Below are 23,316 nucleotides of genomic sequence, written 5' to 3'. Positions count from 1 at the left end.
CGCGGGCGCAGAGCTCATGGGTGGTTCCGTTTTCCGGGGAGAAATAGCCATGAATTGTGGGTGAGTTGACACGAGCAAGTGCTGAAGTCGGCTCACCCACAACTCACGGCTATTTCTCGCAGCTGGGTCGCCGACGGCGCTTTGCCCGTCAGCCAGCCCGCGGCCGATGTCTCTGGCAACTGTGTGCTGCCGCGTCAGAGGAGCCGTAGTCGTTGAAAGTCGGGCAGGTCACCTGCTGCAAGTTCCTTCTCGAGCTGCCGCAGCCGTTCCTGGTTGGGGGGATCGAAGTCGAGGTATCCCGGGTCGTCTGCCGACAGCGGCTCCGGTAGTTGCGGGATGGCGAGCGCGTGGGACTTGGTGCCGGCCTCGGAAAGATGACCCTCTAAAGCTGCCGCTGAAGTAGTTGCGAGGCGCAGGCGTCCGTCGGTCAAGGTGCTCCACACGTCGTTCTGCACGGACGCGTCATCCGTGAGTTTGCCGTGTTCTGTGTGCGTGTAGCGGGTCTCTCCGACGAAAGGGAGCATCGCGGAGGCGAGTGGGACGCGTCCGTCGCTGTCTCCGTTGGGGAAGTGGGGGGTTCTTTTCGTTGTCCGGTCCATGTGGTGCCACATGTAGCCCAAGCGACGCTTATAGGCGAGCCGGAAGAGGGTTTTGTAACCGGTGCCGGCGATAACGGTCATGCGGTCGCGTCGGCTCTGGTCAAGAGCGTGGTGCCACTCGTTGAGGTCGTGATGGTGTTGCGCGCTGGCGTGGAGGATGTTTTGCAGCGCGATTTCCTGGGCGAGGGGCAGGTCTAGGTGCCAGGCGGCTGCATCATAGAGGTTGAAATTGGCGCAAGGGTGGTCGTAAGCGGTGCCTTGACTGGTCCCTTCGGTGCTGGGGTATACCCCAGCGGGTGCGGGCAGCAGACTCAGCACACCGTGGAGAGTGCGGAAGGTGTCGCGGGTCAGGTAGCGGCCGAGGAGAGCCAGCTTGTCAAAACCCCACAGGTGATTCTTTAGGTACCCGCCGATGGAAGGCGAGCCATAGTGGGGTGTACCGAGGAACACGACCTTCCCGATCCGCTCCCATAGGCTGGGATGCCGCATCAACGCGGTCCGGACGACAAGGCCGCCCATGCTGTGGGCGACAAGATGGATGGGCCCTCTGCCGAAGCCATTGGAGATCGCGGTGAGACGCTCGTGCAGTGCATCGGCGCTGACGTGCAGTGGCTTGCGCCAGTCGTAGGCGAAGGCTTGGTGGGTGAGATCGCGGTGCCGTAAGGCGGCCGCGAGGAAGCCGGTGTAGGTAGGCGCCACGGTGACTGGTTGGACCTTGAACCTAGGGTCGACGTCGGTAAGCCCATCCGGAGCGAGAGCCAGATCGTTGATCTGGTTGCGGCTCATGACATCGATCCACCAAACACCCCCGAGCGGCTCGCTGGCCAGATAGCTACCCATGACGCCCGGAACAAAGACCATGTTGACGGGGCCGCCGTCGGAGAGATGAGCCCCCTCTGCTGGGCCGGCTATCTCTCGCAGCTCCTCGAATGGTGCGTGTCCCAGCAGGCGGCGTAGAGGGTCGGCTGCTGCCGGATCGCGGGCGAGGTCGAGCCGGACAGCGGTGTCGCCGCGCAAAAACTGGGCGGTGACAGGGTCTTGGTGAGGCTGAGTTGTCATGCCTGCTGCCTTACATCGTCGTGGCTCGTGTAACGGCGGGTGCTTGGTGCATCTGTTCAACTTCGCCGAGGTCGCCGAAGCACAGGTTGTAGTCATTGACATAGCTATAGAACAGGCCGCCAATGCTGCGGTATTCGTCCCAGAAAAACTTGCGGCTCTGGCTCATTGCTTCGCCGGCTGTATTGGGAATATTGTCTGGACCGCGAGTGTAGAGAAAATGGAAGAATACTGATGCGAAGCGGGCTGCAAAATCTGCGGGCACCCGGCATTCGCCGCCGATATATGCACTACTGCCGCGTTCCATGAAGTTATGCTGCAGTGTGTTGCTGAAAGGATGAACGACAGCCGAACTGTCACATGCATTGACGAAGATCAGCGGGTGATCTTTTAATTCTTCCATGCCAATATCGGCCAGGGCCAACGCATCTTCTGGTGCGCTTGTGGAGCCGAAACGTAGCGGAATCTCTTCCTTGTTGGTTCCCTGGCAGAAGATGTAGATGAGGGGCACCGGTGTCGGCTTGGGGGAGCAGAGGAAACTCGACAACTCCGCTCGCTGATCGTCGCCGACAGTGGGCAGGAAGGTTGGCGACCAGGGCAATAGCTCCTGCCGATGCTCGCGGACGGTCTGCGCTGTGTCGTCGCCGACACCCCAGTACAGCAGGTGAGCTCTGGTCGCCTTCGGGTCCATGGCCCGGGAGTGCTCCTGGGCATAGGGAAGATTTGACAGCCGTAGGCGCAGCCCCAAAAAGTCCTCAGCGTTGACGGCCTGACCGACGCCGGGTGGATTGCCGCGATAAAGCAGCTGCCAGGGAATATGGGACACTTGCTGGTCTCGGCTGCGCCAGTCGACGTGCAGCTTATTGCCCGGGCCTAGGTCAAGGATGCGCTGGTGCAGTTCATGGTCTCGGGGAAAGAGAGCACGCAGCAGGTTGTGGCCTGCATAGGCTAGGTTGCGAGCGGCATCGTGTTTCGACATCTCGACCCAGAACGCTGCGTCCTGCTCGGAATAATGCAGGCTCTGTTCTGACCACTTCTGGCTCGGTTGGAATCGCTTGAGGCGGTCTGAGATGTCCTGGGGTGTGATGGCGTTGGAGCGAGGGCCGCATAACTCTCGAATCGCGTCCAGAGCGTCCTGACTTCTGGTGACCCATTGGCCGGTATCGTTTCCGGGAGTCCAGTCGATCCAGTTGCTCTGGTTTCCTTGCCCATCGACTTCTAATGTCCATTTGGCCCGTGGGGGCATGAGAGTGAGATTCAGGGTCGTGCCGGGGCGTTGCCAGGAATGAACGGGGCGCAGCGCCGTCTGCCCTAGCGGCAGCAGTTGCTTTTCTCGCAGCCGCGGACCTCTTCGCTCGCCGCTCGCTGCAGACGGAGCGCGCACTGCAGAATCCAGATCAAAGCCCTCAGGCACGGTCGTTGGGCTGGCGTCCGCTGAGGGACGTGCGTGGGGGACCGGGCGAGGAGCGGCAGTTTCCTCTGCTGGACCGGGCTGTGGGTCCGAGGCTGCACCGGGGGGAGAGGGCGGCTCGTCCGCAATGATATCGATGCTCAGCTGGCGGTACAGATCTTGTCCCACGAACAGGTCGGCCGTGATTCGAATCTCGCCCGCAGACTGCGGGGTGATAGCGATCAGACGTTCATCCGATTGACCGTCAGTAGGAATGATCAGCTCGAACTCGACAAGCCATTGAGGCTTGTCACCCGCCAGCGATGTGGACACGTGAGCCGTGAAGTCGGCGTCGGTAGGCACTTCGAGAGCCGCCGTGGTGGAGTACACGATCCATCGGGTTACCAACCCGGAGGGCGGGATGTCTTCTGCTGGGATCAGACGTTCGCCCGCTACACGATTCCGCGGGTCGTCAGGGCCGACCTGAAAACACCCGAGGTACCTACGTCCCACCTGCAGCGTGTCCGCATCATCCGTATCGGCATCGCTGAACCAGAAGTTGACGTGCTGACCAGTGATGGCCTCTCGCTCTTCGGGAGACAGGTGCTGTGGTGCACCCGATGATTCCGCGGCGTCTCCTGCGACACATCCATCCGTGGAACTCGTCTCCGCGTGGCTTGGATCGTCATCCTCGTCGAACGGCCCGTGGGTGCCCTCTGGTCCTAGAGGGCCGCCGCCCCCTCCGCCGCTTTCATCACCTCCGTCACCGCCTCCACCAACCGCTTCACGGGCAGGCGTAATGGCAGCCGGATGGTGTACCACCGTGCCCGGCAAGGTCACCCAGGTCGGGCCGGCCAGGTCGGCGAGGTGTGGGGGTGAATCAGCCCCAGTGCTCAGCCGTTCCGTCAATTTCCGCAGCTGATCGGCCCAGTCCCTTGGCAGACCGCGCGCCGCAGAGGCGCCCTTCGGCGAGGATGCTGCACTGCGGTAGACGGTCTGAGCTCGTTCGAGTAGTTGTACAGCCTCCCCTACCTGCCCCGAAGCTGCCTGCACCGCACCGGACTCGTACAACGAGTTGGCCTCGTCAAGGTCGGTGCCGAGTTCGTGAAACAGATCTGAGGCGCGGGCGAGATGACTGACGGCCTCTTTGGTGCGTCCTGCAACGTGCTGAGCGAGCCCCAACCCGTAAAGGGCGCGGGCCTCTCCGGTCTTGGTCCCCTCTGCCTGGTGCAGAGCAAGAGCACGGCTCATCTGGTCGTTGGCAGCCTCGGCCTCGCCCGCCTCAAGGGCCACCAGGCCCAACTGGTAGCGGAATACGGCTTCCGCGTAGTGGCTCCCGCTGTCTGCGAAATGTGCCACCGAGCGTGCCAGCACCTCGCGCGCGAGATCCAGCCCACCACCCTGCAGCAAACCGGCAGTCAGAAGCTCGGCCAACAATGTGGATGTCTCGCCGGCTTCGGCCTGGGCTACCGCCGCGATGTTCTCTGCCTCTTGCCTGAGCCACCCCGTCGCTTGCCCGGCACCAAGCAGTTCAGGCGCAGGGTCGGGAAGCGTCGTAGCGTTCTCCCCAGATCCCAGAACGTCGAACGCGGCGGCAGTGGTGTCGTGGTAGAACCGCGCGAGGCGCGACACCGTCCTCAGAAGCGCGGCGCTGTCCGATACCGAGCGAAACTGACGTCCCGCGAACGACTGCACCAGCTCATGCATGCGAAAGCGTCCGGGTTGTACTTCGCTCAACAGGCTTCGCAGGTAGAGGCTGTTGAGATGCTCACGGGCCAGCTCGACGCTGACCTCGGTGAGCGCGGCTGCCGCGTGCGGCTCCAGGTCAGTGCCCGGGTGCATTGACAACTGGGCCAAGAATTCCTGTTCCCTCTCCGCCAACTGCCGGTACGAGCTCCTGAAAACAGCCCCGACCTCTGGAACCAATGGTGCAAGCGAGGGTCCGGAGGAATGCGAAATGCTGCTCAACTCACGCAGTAAATCACTGGGGGCCCAGGTCGGATGACGAAGCAATTGACTGGCTGCCGCAGTGATCGCAATGGGCAGATGTCCGCACGAGAGAGCGACCGCCCGAGCCGAGGAGTGGTCGACCTGCCTTGAACGGCGGACCAATCGCTCGAACATACCTGCAGCAGAATCGGGGTCCAAAGAGCCCAGATCGATCGATTGTGTCAGCAGCGGTGTCTCCAGGCGAAGCCTGCTCGTAACGATAGTCAAGCAGTCAGAATCCCCAGGAAGGATCGGTTCCACCTGGGGCAGGGCTGCTGCATCGTCAAGAACCAGCAGCACTCTTCTTCCGGAAAGCCAGCTGCGCCACATGGAGGCCCGGCCGTCCGTACTGCGGGGGAGAGCAGACCTAGGCACGCCGGCACTTTTCAGCAGCGTTGCCAGCACGAGTGAGACAGGCAGGGGGGCACCGGCGTCCGGGCTGTGAGCGGCCAGGTTGATGAAGATCTGCCCATGAGGGAACTGGTCTGCCAGCTTGTGGGCCACGTGTACTGCCAGAGCCGTCTTTCCGGAACCCGGCATGCCGTGCACGAGGCAGACCGGAGCCCCCTTGGCTCGGCGGTTCGAGGCCGCAGACAGTAATTCCGTCAGTTCCCGGTCCCGACCCGACAGGGAAACGTCCCTGGGTAATGTCCGCGCATACCCGAGGCGCACTCCGTCTGATGAAGTGCGAACCCATCGGACATCCGGTGCCGCGGTTTCGGTGACGGATTCCACGGCGGCCGCACCTCGTGACAGGTTGGCCACTTCCGGAAGCCTGTAGATCCATTCGTCGGGCCGTGGATAGTCACGCACGGACGACAGCAGAGCGAGAGTCAGGTCGTGCTGGGAGGCCGTGTCAAGGGCCTCATCCCCGGCGAAGACACGATTCAGGCGCCCCACCCAGCGCATGGTCAGTTCCTGCTCGCGCCGACTGTTACCGGCGTTCCGGGCTGCCACCACCTCTAGGCGGGTCTGGTCGAGTTCCGCCTCGACGTCGCGCGCCTGCTCGGGACGGACACTGCGGACGAGGGCAACCACGTTGTCGCGGACCTGCCGCCACGCTTCTGTGCCCAGGGAAGATGTCAGGGATGACGAGATGACTGCAAGGACTACCGGATCCAAGGTTCCCCCCCATCGTCCAGCGGCTTCCACTGTACGAGCAACCAGCCCGCCAGGGGCCTGCTTTGATAGGTCGAACTCCCTCACAACTCTGCCCATTCCCCCGTCTCATACCCAAAGCGGACCTGCCTCCATCACTCCGACCGGATGGTGACCCGCCCGAGGGTTGCGAGACCCTAGCTGACGACGTCTCAGGTATGCCTGAGCAGCAGCAGGCTACTCGTTGTGACGAGCCATATCTCGGTGTCAACGGGGAACGATGAACGACCGCAATAGTGTGCTATTGGCATATCCGTTCGCTTGCCCTGTCCCGAACGTAACGCCATGGTTGCCGCCGGGTGACTCGTCCCGCTCTCAGTACTGGCTCCTCGACGAGATTCGCAAGCTCTCGGCACAGCCACTGGCCGGTGGTCGGCACGGGCAACATATCCAGAAGGGGCTGCTGTCAACGGCCAACCCGTCTGCGGTTTTACCGATTGACCCGGTTCGTCGAGGAGATCGCGAGGAGGGTCGTGGGGTGGCGGCCGTCGATACTGCTCTTCCTCGACGAGGAGGGTGAGGAGGTGATGATTTCGGCGGCAGGAGCCTTGGCCAGGAAAGTTCGGCGCCGATGTTGCCGGGCTGGTTGGCGCTGTACGTAGAAGCGAAGACGATGCCCGGAGCCCCTGCTGCAGGGTGGTGCTCGGTGTGCGTGGCATTCGGACCCGCTCGGCGGCCCTGTCAGCAGCGTGAAGCCGCGCGCAGATGACGTATGTGATACAGCGCTTGCTGTAGAAGCTGTGCCACATGATCGCCGTAGAGGGAGTAGATGGCGGATTTGCCGTGGCGCTCCACGGTCACCAGACCGAGGTTGCGCAAGAGGCGCAGCTGGTGGGCGCAAGCCGACTGCTGCATCTGCGAGGCGGCAGCGAGTTCACTGGCCGAGCATGGGCCCGCTTGGAGGCGCGCCAGGATGCGCAGTCGGGACGGATGCGCCAGTGCCTGCAGCGTCGTGGCCACGGTGGTGGCGCCAGTTCTCTCCAGATCCTCCGCAGCTGTCATGCCTGAGGTTTGCGCGTCCGGTGCATGGCCCATGACCTCATGATATTGCGACGGTTGAGCCCTGGATCTCTGCATGCGTCACGTAAGGATGCCCTGTCCCGGGCAACTCCCTGCTGCGACAGTGCGCTGCGGCTCGCCGTGTACAGGGCTGGAGCGATAAACCTCACAAATCCTTCAACGAATGAAGAAGTGATCATTCGTTTGCATATGGTGTCGCCACTCCTGGATCACCCGGCCGTGTCCCGTGTCCGTCTCCGGGGCCAGCTGTTCCGCACGAGAGGAAACCGCCATGCCGCCCGTCAGCCACGGTGCTGATGACGTGAGTCTGCACGAGACCCCCGCGGAACCAGGCGACGGCCAGATGCCCCTGGTCCTCTACCTCGTGCTCAAAAACGCCCGCTACTACCGGCTGATCGTGGACGTGCTCATGGAGGAAGAAGCCCGGCTGGGTATCCACCTACCCGTCGCCGTCATCGACGAGCGCGTCAGAGCCCAACTGGCCGCCTCAGGTCACACAGGCCACCTCCCGCCGGTCGAGACACTCTTGGCGGACCTGTATGCGAACGGCAACGTCGACCGGATCTACAGCACACGGCGCAAGAACACCGTCCAGGAGTACATGCGCAAGGACCACTACTACCAACTCACCCCGCAGGGCGCGCAGCTGCACCGCGAAGTGCTCCGCATCGACCGCGAGCTCGGCACTGCCGGCGCACTGCAGAGCGCAATGCTTCCCGCGGTGCTTCAAGCCCTGGACGAACTCACGGCGCTCCTGGCCCGCGAGCCCTTCGACCCATCCCGCACCTACGCTGCCTACCGCCGTCTGACCAGCGGCTTCTCCGACTTGTCAGAGAACGCCAAGCTGTTTGTCCAAGGCCTCAACCGGTCCCTGGAGACCAACGGCACCCTGCAGATCGATGCGTTCCTTGCTTACAAGGACGTGGTCGTGCGCTACCTCAACACCTTCACTATCATCCTGGAACGCTATACCCCGCACATCACCGCCGGTATCGAAGCCGCCGAACAAGCCGGCCTCAACGAACGGTTCGCCGAGTTGGCCGCCGTCGACGCCAGCCCCGTCCTGGGTCAGAGCCCCGAGGCACTCACCACCCGCCACAGCCAGGACCTGGCCCGCCAATGGCAGGGCCTGCGCAGCTGGTTCCACGGTGACGCAGAACGCCTCCCCGTCACCGAGATCCTCCAGGAACGCGCCGCTGAGGCCGTCAGCCAGATCATGCAGATCGTCCAACAGATCAACGATCGCCGTTTCCGCCGCGTCAACCGCGCCGCAGACCTGACCACCCTGGCTCGCTGGTTCGACAACGCACCCACCGAGCAAGACACCAGCACCCTGTGGCGGGCGGCCTTCGGCATGAACCCGGCCCGCCACCTGGGCCAGACCCACCCCCTCGACGACGATACCGACCACCTGCCCCGCGCCACCTGGTGGAACGACACCCCAGCACCAGTCTCCGCACGCGTGCGCCATCACGGCCCCCGTGCCGCGGCCGGCGCGCCACCGCGCATCGCCGACACTCGGGCCGCCAAACGTCACCTCGCAGCCCGACGCGCGCAGAACCAACAAACCCGCAACGACGCCGAAAACGCCCTCGCAGCCCGCGGCGCCATGCGGCTGTCCGCCCTGCCCGATCTGCCCGAGCCCGAGGCCGTCCTCCTGCTGGCCTGCCTGACCACGGGCCTGTCCGCTCGCCCTGGCAAAGACGGCATCCGACGGGCCCGCAGCCGCGACGGACGGCTCCTGATCGTCCTGGCCCCGCCCGCCACCCCCACAGCCGCCGCGACACTCACCCTGCCTCACGGCCAACTGGCAGTGGCCGACTTCGAACTGACCATCCAGCCCCGCACCGGAGCGCACACATGACCGCCTGGAACGGGCCCGACGCCGCCGAACGGCAGGAGGCCCTGCGCGCCCTGCTCGCCCGCCCACTGCTGACCCGCACCCACCGCCCCTACGAACTGGCCCTCGTGCGCCGCCACGACACCGCGCTGCGCACCTGGTGCGAGACCCAGCTCGGCTGGCGCCTGCACGTCGACCGCGACCACGCCCGCCTCTACAAAATCCCCGCCCCCGGCCCGCGCCACCCCGCCGACGCACCCACCGGACGCCAGGCCGCGCTGTACTGCATGACCCTCGCCGCTCTCGACGACTGCGACGAACAGACCGTCATCACCGAACTGGCCCAGCGCATCACCGTGAGCACCACCGCCGAACCCGCCGTGCGCACCTTCGACGCCACCCAGTACCGCGACCGCGCCGACCTCGTCGCAGCGATCCGCCTGCTGTGCCACCAACGCGTGCTGACCCCCGAAGAACGCGCCGAGAACGCGGCCTACGAACGCGACTACCTCGCTGGCACCGGTAACGCCCTCTACCAGGTCCACCACGCCACCGCCCGCCTCCTGCTGGCCAGCCCCACCGCCCCCAGCCAGGCACCCGGCCCCGACGCCCTCCTCGACGCCGACACCCCCCACACCCCCGATGCAGCCCAGGACCACCTGCGCCACCGCCTGCTGCGCCGCCTGGTCGACGACCCCGTCCTCTACCTCGACGACCTCACCGCAGACGAACACACCTACTACATGCAGCACCACCGCGACCTGATCACCACTGTGGAAAACGCCCTCGACACCCGCGTCGAGACACGAGCCGAGGGAGCCGCCGTCATCGACGACACCCTCACCGACCTGCCCTTCCCTCACGGCTCCACCCGCCCCTACGCGGCCCTCGCCCTGGCCGACGCCCTGTGGCACGAAGAAGCCGCCCACCCCCGCCGCCGCGCCATCCCCCACACCCGAGCCCTCGAACTCTCCCAGACCATCGCTGACCACCTCCTGCACGCCGTCAAGAACATCAACAACCGGCCCGTCACCGCCGCCACAGTCCTCGACGAAGCCCAGCACTACCTCGCCCGCCTCCGCCTGATCGACGTCCTGCCCACCGGCATACGGCTGCTGCCCGCCCTGGCCCGCTACCGGTCCACCACCGCCCCCGCCCGCCTCGACGCCGAACAAGGACTGCTGTACGGCATCGCCCCCAGCACCGCCGACAAGGACCCCCATGACCACTGAGCCGCGCTCCACACCACCGGTCGGCGCACCTACCGCCCGCCAGCGCCTGGACCGCCTCCTGGCCGGCCAACTGCCCCTGCCCGGCCGCCCCCGCTTCCAACCGCTGCGCATGGGCCTGATCGGCATCTGGCAATACGAAGAGGAAGTCTTCGTCTTCCACGACGGCCGGCTGATCCTCACCGGACGCAACGGCGCCGGCAAGAGCAAGGTCATCGAGGTCAGCAGCCCGTTCCTCCTCGACGCGAACCTCTCCGCACACCGCCTGGATCCCTTCGGCACGTCCGGTCGCACCATGCGCGACAACCTGCTCTACGACGGCCTCAGCCAGCGCGTCGGCTACATCTGGTGCGAATACGGCCGCATCACGGACACCGGCGCCTGCGAGTACCTCACCATCGGCGCCGGCCTCAAAGCCACCGAAGCCAAGAAAGGCGCCCCCGACTCCTGGTATTTCGCCACCCCGCAGCGCGTCGGCGGCGATTTCAGGCTCTACAACGGCCGCCGCCAGCCCCACAGCGCCGCCGCCCTCAAAGACCTCCTCGGCCCCAACGCCGTCTTCGACAGTGCCGACCTGTACCAAAAGCACATCAGCAAGCATCTGTTCGGCTTCGGCTCCGTCACACAGCTGCGCTCTCTGATCAACCTCCTGCTGACGCTGCGCCGCCCCAAACTCAGCGAAGGCTTCAACGTCGACAAACTCACCGGCCTGCTCACCGACGGCCTGCCGCCCGTCAGCCACGCCATGCTGGAGGACCTCGCCCGTCGCTTCGACGAGCTGGCCCGCGAGCGCGACGAAATGCAGCGCCACCTCGACAACCGCGCAGCCCTGCAGCGCTTCAGAGCGGTGTACTACCGCTATGCCCGCACCATGGTCGCCAACAGCGCCCGGAGCATGACCGGCACCCACGCCGCCCACGCCGATGCCACCACCCGGCACACCGCAGCACGCCGCGCACTGGAAACACTCGACGGCCACCTGGAGGAACTGACCCGCCGCCAGGGCGACCTCGAGGCCCAACGCGCCCGACGCGCAGCACGTGTCCAAGCGCTCGAACAACGTCCCGAGGTGGACCAGGGCCGCGTCCTGGACATGCTGGGCCAGAAGGCACAGACGGCCCGCCAGAACGCCGACGCCGCTGACAAGCGCCACCACGCCGCGCGCGTTGCCTCCACCGAAGCCCGCGAAGACTGGACCCGCGAGCAGCAGGGCCTGGCCGCCGCAGTCGAAACCGTCACCCAGGTCGAAGACCATGCCCAACTCCTGGCCCGCACCACGGGCATGACCGACGAACACGACCGCCAGCGCTTCGGCCTGCGCAACACGCCCGCCCAGGCCGCCGCGACCCTCGAAGCCGTCTGCGACAACCGCCAGTACCACCTGAACCAGACCATGCCGCTCATCGGCGACGTCGAGACCGCCACCAGCCACTACACGGCCGCCGCCGACCACCACGACCGCCTCACCGAGCGCCGTGACCACGCCCTGGAACAGACCGACAACTGCCGAAGCGCCCACCGCAAAGCTGCCGACCTCCTCCACGAGGAACTCACTGCCTGGACGGACAAGCTCACCGAACTGGAACTGAGCGACCAGCAGATCACCGCTCTGCACACAACGGTCGACACCCTCACCGCAGACGGCAGCACCCCCGTGCTGCGCACCGTCGTCGACCAGGCGGCCCGCCCCCAGGAAATCAGCCTCGAAGAGCAACGCGCCGAACGCCAGGCCCACCGCAAGCATTTGGGCAAACAGCACGAGCGTCTCCAGGCCGACCGCACCCGTATCGCCCAGGAAGCCGATCCCGAACCGGCCGCCCCAGTCACCGCGCGCCGCGCACGTCCCGGCCCCGACCACGGGGCCCCGCTATGGCAGTTGGTCGACTTCACCGTGGGCAGCCCCCGCTCCGCCCGGGCACACCTGGAGGCTGCCCTGCAGGCGGCCGGCATCCTCGACGCCTGGGTCACCCCCCGCGGCGAACTGCTCGCCGCCGACACTCTGGACACGGTCCTGGTGGCCGGGCCTCCGTTGCCCGGCCCCACTCTGAGTGCCGTTCTCACCGCGACACCCCACCCGCACGTCGCCCAGGACAGCGTCCAGCAAATCCTCGACAGCATCGCCCTGCACCCCGCCGGCGCTGCCCCCGACACAACCCCGGCGGCCGACACCTGGATCGGCACCGACGGAAGCTGGCGCATCGGACCGCTGCAGGGACGCACCCGCGCCGAGCACGCCTCCTACATCGGTATCGAGGCCCGCAGGGCGGAACGTCTCAGACGACTCGCCCGCATCGACGACCAACTGCACACCCTCGATCAGCAGATCGCGGCCGCCGACCAGGCCCACACCGACAGCCTGCGCCGCCTGGACCGCATCTTCGACGAAAAGAGCCGCCTTCCTCCCAGTCGGCCGGTGACCACCGCCCTGACCGATCTGGCCACCGCCGAACGACGCGTCGGCCAGATCGAAACCGACCTCACCCACGCCCAAGAACGCCTGAACACGTGCCTGCTCGAAAGGGAAGAAGCAGACCGGACACTCGCCTCCTACGCCCGGACCCACCGCACTGCCACCAGCCGTGACGAGCTGAACGGGCAAAGCGAGGCACTGCGGCGCTACCGAAACGCCCTCACCCGCCTGAGCGTCGCCGCCGATCAGCTTCTGCAGCGACAGGACGCAGATGACAAGGCCCGCCGTCACCACGACCAGCGGGCCGCGGAACTTAAGCTCAGAGAACGCGAGCACCACGACGCCGAGACCGCCGCACAGGGAGCCGAGACCGAACACCGCACGACCGCCGACAGCGCAGGCCCAGACGTCCAGACCGTCCTGGCCGACCTGGAAAGAGCCAGAGCCGAACTGAAGGACACCGAAGCCGCCCAGAAGACCCTGCACGAGGACAAGGTCGATACCAGCAACCGGCACGGAATCGCCCAGGGCAGCCTGAACAGCACCCACGACGACGTCGCCCGCACCCAAACCGCGCACGACACCGCCCGCTCCGCCTTCCGCCTCCTCGACAGCCTCGGTCTGTTCCACCTGGCCGACCTGCCCGCCCCGCCACCCGAACCGGACACCACGCCAGAGACCCGCGCCGCCCACGCCCACCAGCACCTGTCCCACCTGACCGGCCGCGACACCGACCAAGACCACGCCCAGACCGAACTCCACAAGGCGTTCACCCGCCTGGAGAACGAGGTCATCGGAACGGACTGGCGGTGCGCCCTGGAGACCCGCGACACCGTCCAGTACGCCTGCGTGTTCCACAACAACGTCCCCTTCGGCGTCCTGGACACCCTGCAGACCATGGACCACGAGATCGACACCCGGCGCACCCTCATCGACGAAGAAGAACGCAACCTTTTCGCCGAAGTACTGCTCGGGCGGATCGGCAACCACCTCAGCCAGCGCCGCGCCGAAGCCAAAAGCCTCATCGAACGCATGAACCGCCTCCTGGCCGAACGCCCCACGGCCACCAACCTGCTCATGCGCCTGCGATGGGGCCCCGACCCCGAACAGAACACCGACGTCCACAACGCGATCCACGCCCTCGACGGCCGCCACACCCGCAACCTCGCTGACACCGACCGCGACCGGCTGATCGACTTCCTCGCCGCCCGCGTCAGCGCGGCACGCAACCACGACGGATCAGGGGATTGGAAAACCCACCTGTCCCAGGCCCTCGACTACCGGCGTTGGTCCCGCTTCACCATCGAGTACAAGAAGGACGGCCAGCACGCCTGGACCGAGCTCACCGACAAAAAGCACCAGAAAGGATCGGGCGGGGAGAAAGCCGTCATGCTCCAGCTGCCGCTGTTCATCGCCGCCGCAGCCCACTACCGTGCCGCCCGCCCCCACGCCCCCCGCCCGGTCTACCTCGACGAGGCGTTCGCCGGCATCGACGCCGAGATGCGCGGCGACTGCATGGGACTGCTCGCCGACCTCGACCTGGACGTCCTCATGGCCAGCCACGACGAGACGGGATTCCACCCCCAGGTCCCCGCCGTCGCCACCTACCAGCTCTACCGCGACCCACAGGTCAAGGGCGTGCTCGCCACACCGCTGCTGTGGGACGGCGCGGAGCAGCGGGAGTACGAACTCACCGACTCGGCCCTGTACACCGACGGCACCGACGACGTCCTCTTCGCCGACGACGACCTCTACGATCAGTTGCCATACGACCCCTTCGAAAGCGAAGACGACGCCAACGGTGACGACCCCGCATAACCCCGGGCCGCCTCCCGCCAGGCCCGCACCCCTGCCTGTAGGCCTGGCGGAATGGGCATCCACCCCCGGAGGCGCCCTCTTCCTGCGCACCGCACGCAAGCACATCTACCGCGGCGGCAAGCTGCAACGGCCGCTGCCCCTGACCATGACCGCCCGCGAACGCGGCGACCTCATAGAGCTGTTCGGCAGCGACGCCCTCACACCCGGCCGCCTGAACCCGGCCAAGGCCGAGGCAGCTCTCCTGGCCAGCCGCTACCACATGACCCTGCGCGCCCTCCTCATCAGCGCCGGCGGCCCGCTGCGCACCGGCAAGGGCCGCGCCCGCTACCAACGCCTGATCCAACGCGACGAAGCGCACACCGCACGCCACAGCCTGCTCACCGCCATCCACACGGTGTCCCCCCTGGACGAGGAACGCGCCCTGCTGCGGGCGCTGCCCGCCGACCGCAAACGCGTCCCCAACCAGAGCCGCACCCACACCACCAGCTGGAGCGTCTACGAAGCCGCCCTGCGGGCCGCCGCCGTCTGGTGGCAGGGCCAGGACCGCGGCTGGACCTTCGCCGAACGCGAACTGTCGGTGCGCGCGCTGGGCGGAAGCAAACGCTGGACCCCCGCAACCCAGGAAGCCTTCTGCCGACTCATCGGCAAACGCTTCGACGAGGCCGTCCGTACCACCGACACTGCCGTCCGCATCCAAGGCCCCGGCGACTGGCAGCTGGACAGTCTCGTCGCCAACTTCGACCACGACATCCCGTTCCTGGAGATCCCCGGACGAACGGCCGCCGAACAAGGCCGCTTCACCCACACCGCGACTGGCATCCTCCTCATCGAAAACCAGGAAACCTTCGAGGCCATCCGCCACCACACCGACATCCCCGAAACATGGCTACGCATCTGGCTCGAAGGATTCGTCTCCGACGCCCTGGTCGACGTCGTGAGCGCCTTGCCCGACCTTCCCCTGGCTATCTGGACCGATCTCGACCCGCCCGGCATCGACATCGTCACCAACCTCGCCCAGCGCCTCAACCGCCCGCTTCACCCCGTAGCCATGGATCCCACGACCTACTCCCACGGCTTCTACCTTGACGAACCGGCCGACAAGCTCGCCAAATGGCAGCGCCATGCGGTCGCCCAGGCCCGGACCGGTCCGGTGAGCCTGCGCCCCCTGGCAGCGGCCATCGCTGCCAACGACGGGCGGCGCTGTGAACAGGAGGGTCTGCACGAGGACGTGATGCCCCGGCTCGGCGCGATGCTCGCCAACATCGCAGCACCGCGCCGCTCTGGCAGCGCGGCTCCTGTGCCTGCAGCCGGGCTGTGAACCCTCCGCACGCAGCGCCTGCCCAAGCGCGTGCACCCCACGCAGAGGCCGTCCCGGCTTGGCGGAGCTTCGAGTCGGCCCGGGCACGGCGGACCGGCCGGCAGCGATGGGGGAGAGCAGAGTGCCGCGAACGCAAGCGCAGCTCAGCACCCGACACCTACACAGGCTTGTCGCGTCGCTGCACCCGACAACCGCCGCCCGGCGCCCGTTGCGTCGAGCAGGTCACCAAGCGTGCGACCTGAGGTCACACGCAAAACCAAGATCTATCCAGAAACCGAATTGAATTCGCAGATCTTATTTAGGAACTCCAGAAGAGCTAATCGCCGCGCAGATAATTTGGCTGCCCTGAGCGACGAGCGGCCAAATCCGCCAGGAAATGAATGCAGCTCTACGGAGAGCCGCTGCGCCCACGCCAGCGGAGTGACGTCGAGGCCTCTCACTGGCCGGGGTGGCCCAGCAACTCAACGAGATCACCAACCCAGCCTTCGCCGAACGGCGTCGGGCCATTCAGACCGCCGGCTGACGACCACCCAGGAGGTAGGCGTGGTTGAGTAAACAGGCGCCACGAACCAGAGTTGAGGGCATGGCCTTCCTGGTGCAGCACGCGACGTGGGGAACCATCGACGCAACTGCTCGCGACTTGGGATGCGGTAGATCGTGGGACGCCGTGCACCGTGCCCGGCCGAGTGCCCCGCTGGCCTGCAGGGAGTGTCAGCACGGCATGGTGCCGGTCCGTTCACCCCGCGGACTGCGCTTCTTCCGCCATGCCCCTCGCGCTCCGCGATGTTCCATGGCCGGGGGCGAGTCTCTGGAACACCACCTGTTGAAGCTCGAGCTTGCTCAGGCGGCCCGCTCCGCGGGCTTTCACGCTGAGTACGAGGTGAGCGCTCCGGACGGTTCCTGGCGGGCAGACGTGATGGCAACAAGCGCTGACGGCACGCGGAGAGTTGCCCTGGAGGCGCAGCTTTCGCCGATTACCGCCGAGGACGTTCAGGTCCGCACGGGCCGGTACGAGAGCGAGGGCATAGCAGTCTGCTGGTTCGGTGTTGCCCCGCGGCCGTGGATCGGGAGTGCCCCTTCGCTTCTGCTCGACAGCCCGCAGCAGGCCGGAGCGCCTTGGACGGTGAGGGCCGGAATCGCGCGCATGGCTTCCGTCGGTTCCTCGCACCAACACTGGGTCCCCGTTCATGGTGTGAGCCTCACTGACGCAGTCATCTGGATGGCGAACGACAGAATGCGGCCACACCGGCCGGTGTGGTTGGCCCTTACCGTCCAAGACGAGGACGGTAGGGGATGGGCGCGAGAGTGGATCGGCCCCAACCTTGGGAAGTGGCAGGTGTGGTGGACGGCACCGCGTTACATCGAAGCCGATGTTCAGCAGGAGCGCGAGTTCCGGGAGCAGGTTGAGTACGCGAGACTTGTGTCGATCTCGCCCATGGATGCATACCGGGAGCGCACCGGAATTGAGTATCTCGGCACCCTGGAATCTCTGATACGTGGTCAATTCAGTAACAACGTCACACGGACGCCTGCAGATTTTTCCATGAGGTTCGCGCCTGGCTATGAGGACGGTATGGCCTTCTATGGTTTCAGCTGGGCCCACAGCACGGGCAGAACCCGAGACCTGAAGCCCTTCATAGTGGTCTACCCCAATCTACGCGGCGGGCAGACCTGGACCCACGACGTCCCCGTAGCATTTCCGGCATCCATGATCGACCAGCTCCCAAAAATAAAGGAGCTCTGGCTGTTCGACCTCGCCGAGAGGCGCATATGGCCTGCTGAGCCCAGAAAGTCGGTTGTGTCGGCTGCCATGGAGAGCTGGAACCTCACGACGACAACCGATGCACAGCAACAGGGCGCCGACACCGGTGCAGAGGAAACAACCACTCCAGATCAAAGCCCCTAGCGCGCTGATCATCTGGGCTCAGTGGGCTTCGGGAGGCACCGCAGGCATCGCACAAGCCGGGCGGCAGCCACGTCGAAAAAGGCGGTGAACGAAACGGCCGGGACCGGCTTGCTTAAGTTGCACGGTGAGCAGACAAAGCCCAACGTTGCGGGCGACCCCAGTCCTTTTCAACGCAGGCGTCAGCAGTTCTGGTGCCATCCGTATTGGGCGAGGACGATGAAGTGCCCGACCGGTCGTCGGCGCAACTGTGCTCCCCTTGTCCCCGCATCGCAGACTGATCCATGCGTCAGCAATGCGCCGGCCCAGGAATTTCCCGCCAGCACTACCTGCCTTCGGAGCCTCTTCGCGGCGCCGAAGGCCCAAGCGGGCACTTCGCCCTCATCGGTCCTGCACCCACCCGGCATTAACCAGCCGAAGTGGACTCCGTGCGGCCGCTGCTGCTGACAGCATCGACCATGTCGGGGAATGAGAGGGGCGGGATGAGTAACCAACAGCGCCGTGTGCGCGTGCGCCTGGCACAGCGGAGGCCAACATCACGGCGCCTGCACCTGCGCCTGAGACGAGGCCAGGCGGAGCCGGCCGCTGTAATTCCATGGGCCACCATCGGAACCGCTGTCGCTGCAGTGGCCGCGATCGGGAGCCTCCTGTTTACCGGCATCGCGACGTACTACAGCGCTGTGATCGCACGGCAACAGCTCGACCAAGCGCGAGAGGACAGTGAGAATGACGCGAGAAGCCAGGCAGCACGCATAACGTTCTGGATGGAGGAAGGCTCCATGACGGAAGGGCGGGCCGTCCATCTGGTGAACCGATCACCAGACGCCGTCACCGACGCAGACATACTTCTTGGGACCACCTATAAAGGAGGAGAATACGAGCTCCGCCTTCCGAGCTCCGGTATCCCCCCGTGTACTGAAGCGATCTTCAAGAGCGCTGAGATGAGTGCCCTGATCACGAGCAACGCCATTGGCGAGGTTGATCTCGCAGACTTCACATGGTGGGAAGCCGACTTGCTCGCCTTCACCGACCGCGCTGGACAGAAATGGGTGCGGACTGCGACCTCTCTCCAGGCTCCAGAAGAAGCACGCAAGAATCTCCTTGAGACCAAGACCGACGGCCTCGTCCTGGCGGCAGAGCCATCCAACACCGCGGCGTTGAAAGAGTGCGGCTCGGACAGGTAGCCGAGAGAAGCAGAACGGCAGCGGCACCCGACCGGCACCGCCGGTCAGTGGCCCAGCCACCGCGATGCCTGAGCCAGCGAGGAGCCCACGATCCGCCCCGCTGCGCAGAGCATGAACTGCTGGTGATTCCTCGCCAGCTACTCCGAGTCCCGCCACAGCCTTCGAAACGTAAGTACTCCCGCCGAGCGCGGTTAAGAATGAAAGGCCTACCACCCGGTTGGGTTCCACTATCGACAAGCCTGCTCAGGACCTCGTAGCTCCTCCTTCCCCTGGAAGAGCTATGTCGTAGGCCGACCGGCAGGCGTCAGCGAGAGCGCGTCCTGAGGACGGACGAAGACGACACGGTGCCGGGCGCGGGTGATGGCCACGCGCAGCAGCCGACGGTTCGCCTGGATGCGCTCCTCGTCCCAGTCGGCGTCCAGGAACCGACTGTGACGGTTGCCTTCGACGATGACGACGCCGTCGAACTCCTTGCCTTTGGAGCGGTGCATGTTCATCAGGCTCACCGGCAACGTGTCTTGGTCGGCCTGGGCGAGCTGGGCGTCGGCAAGCGCGCGCCGTACCTGCGCGGCCGCGTCCTGGTACGAGCCGTCCGGGCTCCAGGCCTGGGTAAGGGTGAGTGAGATCAGGTCCGTGGCGTGCAGCAGCCTCAGTACGCGGACCTGCTTGAACAGCTCGTCCAGTTCCGCGGACCCGCTCAGCCGAGAGCGTGCTTCGCGCCAGTCGGCGACCGGCTGCCCAGCCAGCTTGAGCCCGTCGTCGTACGCCGCTGCGAGCACCTTGGCCGCCTTGGTCCGCGGCGGCTTGCCCTCCCGCAGCTGAGCGAGGGACCGATCCAGGGCTGTCACAGTGGTGCGTGTGGTCTTGGCAGCCCGTTTCGCGAGTTTCGTGCGGTAGTAGTCGGCCATGGCTTTCAGCGTTCGGGAGAGCGCCTCCAGACGCTCCAAGCCGGGCCATTCGAGGATGGAGGCGACGACGTAGCCCGCGGACGCGGCCAGATCGGGATCCCAGTGCAGGACGTGTTCAACTGGCTCCAGCACATGCCGCAACGTCACATTCTGCTCGCTGATCGCCTCGGAGACGCTGGCGACGAGCCGGTTGGTGGTCGCCAGCACCGCGATCGTCGGCTCGCGACCCAGCTCGGCTTCGAGCTTGCTCTGCAAGGCGAGCAGCGTCTCGTGCACACGCACTTCACAGGAGACGGCTCCCCACATCAGCGAGTACAGCATGACGCTGACGCCTTTTGGGCGGGGATGGACTCGGCGGTGCAGGACGGCGTTGGCGTAACTGAGCAGTCCGCCATCGGGGCTACGGTGGTTGTCCGCCGACAGGTCGAAGCAGTCCGGCTGCAGATGTGCGACGGCGTGGTCGATGCGCTCCTCGTCTACCCCGGGCAGATGTCCGAAGATCCGCTGGTCTGGGTCAGCCAGGCAGATGACGGTCGATGTCTGGCTGAGCGCCTTGACCGCCTGCCACTGATCCGTGCTCGTGTCCTGGAACTCGTCGACGATGACCACCGGATAGATGCTGCTGTAGAGATCGCGCACAGCGCGGCTGCCGTCGAGCAGTTGCGCGGCGCTGGCGGCCAGGAGGTCGAAGACGTAGCGCCCCTCCTCGGCGGCCATCCGGCGGCATTCGGCCTCCCAGGTGTCCTTGTCGCCGTCAAAGTCAGCGCGCATCTCCCGTTCCCGGTCGGGAGTGATGAACACGCCAGGATGCCCGGCCAGCAGCCGCCCGTGACTGCGCACGAGTTCGAGGAAGAAGGCGTGGAAGGTCCGCACCTCCAGCCGTGCGCGCACGCTGCGCGTCAGCAGGCCCTGCATCCGGTCGGTGATCTGCCGGACGGCCGCGCGCGAGAAGCTCAGGAACAGCACGCGCTGCCCCTCGTCCAGCGCCTCGATCGCTTTGAGGGCCTTCAGCAGGGCGATGGTCGTCTTGCCGCAGCCGGGGCCGCCCTCGATCAGGAGATGTCCGGTGCTGTCCAGGATCGCTCGGCGCTTATCGTCCAGCTCTAGGTCACTCGGCTCCACCGGTCACCTCCCCCTCACCGAGGGTGGGGGAGTCCAGGCTGCTCGCCAAAGGCGTGCGCAGGTCCGCATCCACCTCCAACAGGAAGTCCACGATCGAGGCCGGCAGCTCATGACGGCCGACGCACTGAGAGATGAGCAGGGCGGCGTAGCCGCCTGCCTTGTGCTCCTTGAGTACTTCCCAGACCAGCGCGGTCACCTCAGCGTCGTCCATGTCCTCCCGCGGCCGCGCACACTTACCCGGGTAGTCCGCCCGCTCACCGGCAGCTGACAGAAACCGGCGCTGCACCTTCACGGGCACCTCGGCAGCCAACAGATCTTCGATGCCCTTGTAGGGGATGACCTTGTAACGGGTGAAGTCGTCCGCCTTGGCCAGCGTGTCAGCCGACAGAGGCTTCACCGGCGTGTCATGGATGCCGTAAACCGGTTTGCCCAGGCTTTTGAAAAGCGGTGCGAACGCCGGCACGGCGTTGTCACCCTGGGCATTGAACACCGACACCCCCGCCAGATCAGGATGGACGTAGTCCACGGAGGGATCCTGCTCCAGTACGTCAGCGACAGCGGGTACCAGATCGGCCTCCGTGCTCCCCTCCACGACGAGCACAGCACGGGCCAGCACCGCCTCGGCAAACTGCCGTCGGTTGTTCGAGTACTGCTTCGGCTTGAACCCCGGAGGAAGAAGCACTGGCGAACTGCTGAGCACGCCAGTCTCATCGCGCCCCAAGGCGACGATCTGCGCAGGATCGAACTTGTCGATCACATAGGGGGAGTGCGAAGTGACGATCGCCTGACCCATTCGCCGCGTCACAAAGTCGACCAGCCGCCGCTGCGCATGCGGAGGCAGCGCGATCTCCGGCTCCTCCATCGCGAAGATCACGGAGTCCTCGCCCTTGAGCTCGGCGATGTAGGTCAGCAACGCAAACACCAGGAGGTTCAGAGTGCCGGTACTGAGCCGATTGAAGGGCACCGCGTGCGTCCCCGGCTGCGTCGCGACAAACAGCCGCAGTGTCTCCCGCAGGTGCTCGCGTGTGGCTTCCGACAGATGAAGGTCGACCGGATCCGAGTGGGCCGCCAGGCCCACGAAACGCCCGATCCGCTCGGTCACCTCTGCCCGGATCTTCGAGAAACCCGAGTCTTCGTCCGCTACCACCACGGCGGCGACGTCTGCCAGAGCTTTCTCCCACAATGGCCCGCCCTGGTCCGCCTCAAGCCGCACGATGGTGTCCAGCAACGATCCCCGCTGGAACGACAGAGCCCGGTTCCCTGTCCGGTTGGGCCGCAGGTACAAGAACCCGCAGTGCCGCTTGTCCTCCCGGGTGAACGGCCGCAGCCCCGCACCGAGTTCGCTGCTCTCCTCGCCCAGATCGTCCCGAGACTTCGCAGGGTGAGCGAAGAACGTTCCGCCGAAGAAGTCGTCCTCCTGCGGATCGTAACGACCCAAGAAAACGACCGGCAGACACCACTGACCGGCGTCTGCCTGTTCAAGGACACCCGACTCAAGATCAGCGAAGTCAACGGTCTCATCCGACCAACGACGCAGATGAGGCCCGAACTGCCGCTCCGCGGCCGGTGACAGCTCGGTCAGCACGGCCTCAAGCCCTATCTCAGGCAGCTCCTCACCTACAGGCTGGTAGCACCCACCGTAGAAGTCGTGCTCGTCCACCACAGGCCGGCGAAACATCCGCTCCGGTCCCAGGATCAGCTCAAGAGCCTCGCAGACAGTGGACTTACCCACACTGTTCGAGCCCACCAACAAGGAGTGCCCGTCCAGCAGAACCCTGCCGCTACGGACACCGCGAAAATGCTCCAGCGAAAGCCGACGAACCTTCACAAAAACAGCCCTTCTGTCCCCACCCCAAGAGCGTCGGCATCACTACACAGCGAAGCCCTACACCCCCGTGCACACCCATCTACCAACCCAAAACAGGGCAACGCGCACGGCCGATAAAAGACAGCACCCGCAACCGTAGTCCTGAAAACACACAACCAACACTAATCCCTCACCCTTTCACAGCGCCGCCAGGCGCCCACACCCCAACAACCCCGCGCCGCCAGGCGCCCGCGCCTCATCCACCCGCGCCGCCAGGCGCTCCACCAACACCCCACCCACACAACGCACATGACAAACCATCACCCCACCAAGGCCGCGCCAGCGGCCCAACAAACCAGCAAAAAGAGTTTTTGCCGCCAGGCAAAAACAAAAAAGCCCCCAACACAAAACAACCCGGAATTTGCCGCCAGGCAAATTAACGCGCAAAACAAAGGGCCGCGTCAGCGGCCCGACATAAACCACAGAGAATTCGCCGCCAGGCGAATTCCGGGGCGGGAAATTCCGCCAGGAATTTCTTTAGGGGCATTTATGCCCCTCCGCCCCC

At 65.6% G+C, this 23,316-nt stretch carries 12 protein-coding genes; 7 read left to right on the top strand and 5 right to left on the bottom strand.

Annotated features, from left to right (window positions below):
• Window positions 1-194: 194 nt before the first annotated feature.
• The 3 genes from ABZT74_RS29035 to ABZT74_RS29025 form a co-directional block, all read right to left on the bottom strand.
• Window positions 195-1,658, bottom strand: coding sequence for an alpha/beta fold hydrolase (locus ABZT74_RS29035; RefSeq protein WP_356439503.1), 1,464 nt, complete (start codon window positions 1,656-1,658; stop codon window positions 195-197).
• 10 nt (window positions 1,659-1,668) lie between these two features.
• On the bottom strand, window positions 1,669-6,156 hold the full coding sequence (locus tag ABZT74_RS29030; protein ID WP_356439501.1) for an AAA family ATPase: 4,488 nt from the start codon (window positions 6,154-6,156) through the stop codon (window positions 1,669-1,671).
• Between the two features lie 717 nt (window positions 6,157-6,873).
• Window positions 6,874-7,227 carry a metalloregulator ArsR/SmtB family transcription factor gene (locus ABZT74_RS29025; protein ID WP_356439498.1) on the bottom strand — a complete coding sequence of 118 codons (354 nt, stop codon included), beginning with the start codon at window positions 7,225-7,227 and terminating at the stop codon, window positions 6,874-6,876.
• Between the two features lie 256 nt (window positions 7,228-7,483).
• Here ABZT74_RS29025 and ABZT74_RS29020 point away from each other — a divergent pair, with 256 nt between their 5' ends.
• From ABZT74_RS29020 to ABZT74_RS28995, 6 genes are all read left to right on the top strand, one after another.
• A complete protein-coding gene (locus ABZT74_RS29020; RefSeq protein ID WP_356439495.1) occupies window positions 7,484-9,076 on the top strand; it encodes a TIGR02677 family protein in 1,593 nt (530 codons plus the stop codon).
• Window positions 9,073-10,284, top strand: a complete 1,212-nt coding sequence (locus ABZT74_RS29015) for a TIGR02678 family protein (protein ID WP_356439492.1) — start codon at window positions 9,073-9,075, stop codon at window positions 10,282-10,284. The genes ABZT74_RS29020 and ABZT74_RS29015 overlap by 4 nt, the downstream gene beginning before the upstream one ends.
• Complete coding sequence (locus tag ABZT74_RS29010; RefSeq protein ID WP_356439489.1) at window positions 10,274-14,509, top strand: TIGR02680 family protein; 4,236 nt, start codon at window positions 10,274-10,276, stop codon at window positions 14,507-14,509. The genes ABZT74_RS29015 and ABZT74_RS29010 overlap by 11 nt, the downstream gene beginning before the upstream one ends.
• A complete protein-coding gene (locus tag ABZT74_RS29005) occupies window positions 14,493-15,827 on the top strand; it encodes a Wadjet anti-phage system protein JetD domain-containing protein (RefSeq protein ID WP_356439486.1) in 1,335 nt (444 codons plus the stop codon). The genes ABZT74_RS29010 and ABZT74_RS29005 overlap by 17 nt, the downstream gene beginning before the upstream one ends.
• A gap of 583 nt (window positions 15,828-16,410) precedes the next feature.
• Window positions 16,411-17,733 carry a competence protein CoiA family protein gene (locus ABZT74_RS29000; protein ID WP_356439483.1) on the top strand — a complete coding sequence of 441 codons (1,323 nt, stop codon included), beginning with the start codon at window positions 16,411-16,413 and terminating at the stop codon, window positions 17,731-17,733.
• Window positions 17,734-18,356: 623 nt separating this feature from the next.
• Complete coding sequence (locus ABZT74_RS28995; RefSeq protein WP_356439480.1) at window positions 18,357-18,914, top strand: hypothetical protein; 558 nt, start codon at window positions 18,357-18,359, stop codon at window positions 18,912-18,914.
• 278 nt (window positions 18,915-19,192) lie between these two features.
• Here ABZT74_RS28995 and ABZT74_RS28990 read toward each other — a convergent pair whose 3' ends face one another.
• On the bottom strand, window positions 19,193-20,944 hold the full coding sequence (locus ABZT74_RS28990; RefSeq protein ID WP_356439477.1) for an ATP-dependent helicase: 1,752 nt from the start codon (window positions 20,942-20,944) through the stop codon (window positions 19,193-19,195).
• The gene (locus ABZT74_RS28985; RefSeq protein WP_356439474.1) at window positions 20,931-22,772 is read right to left on the bottom strand and encodes an AAA family ATPase; all 1,842 of its coding nucleotides are present in this window, start codon (window positions 22,770-22,772) and stop codon (window positions 20,931-20,933) included. Before ABZT74_RS28985 ends, ABZT74_RS28990 begins: the two co-directional genes overlap by 14 nt.
• Window positions 22,773-23,060: 288 nt before the next feature.
• Here ABZT74_RS28985 and ABZT74_RS28980 point away from each other — a divergent pair.
• The coding region (locus ABZT74_RS28980) for a hypothetical protein (protein ID WP_356439471.1) at window positions 23,061-23,316 on the top strand (256 nt) is incomplete at its 3' end.

It is taken from the genome of Streptomyces sp. NPDC005302, from assembly GCF_040607345.1.
In the GTDB taxonomy this organism is placed as follows: Bacteria; Actinomycetota; Actinomycetes; order Streptomycetales; family Streptomycetaceae; genus Streptomyces.
This window is presented reverse-complemented; position numbering and strand designations above follow the sequence as displayed.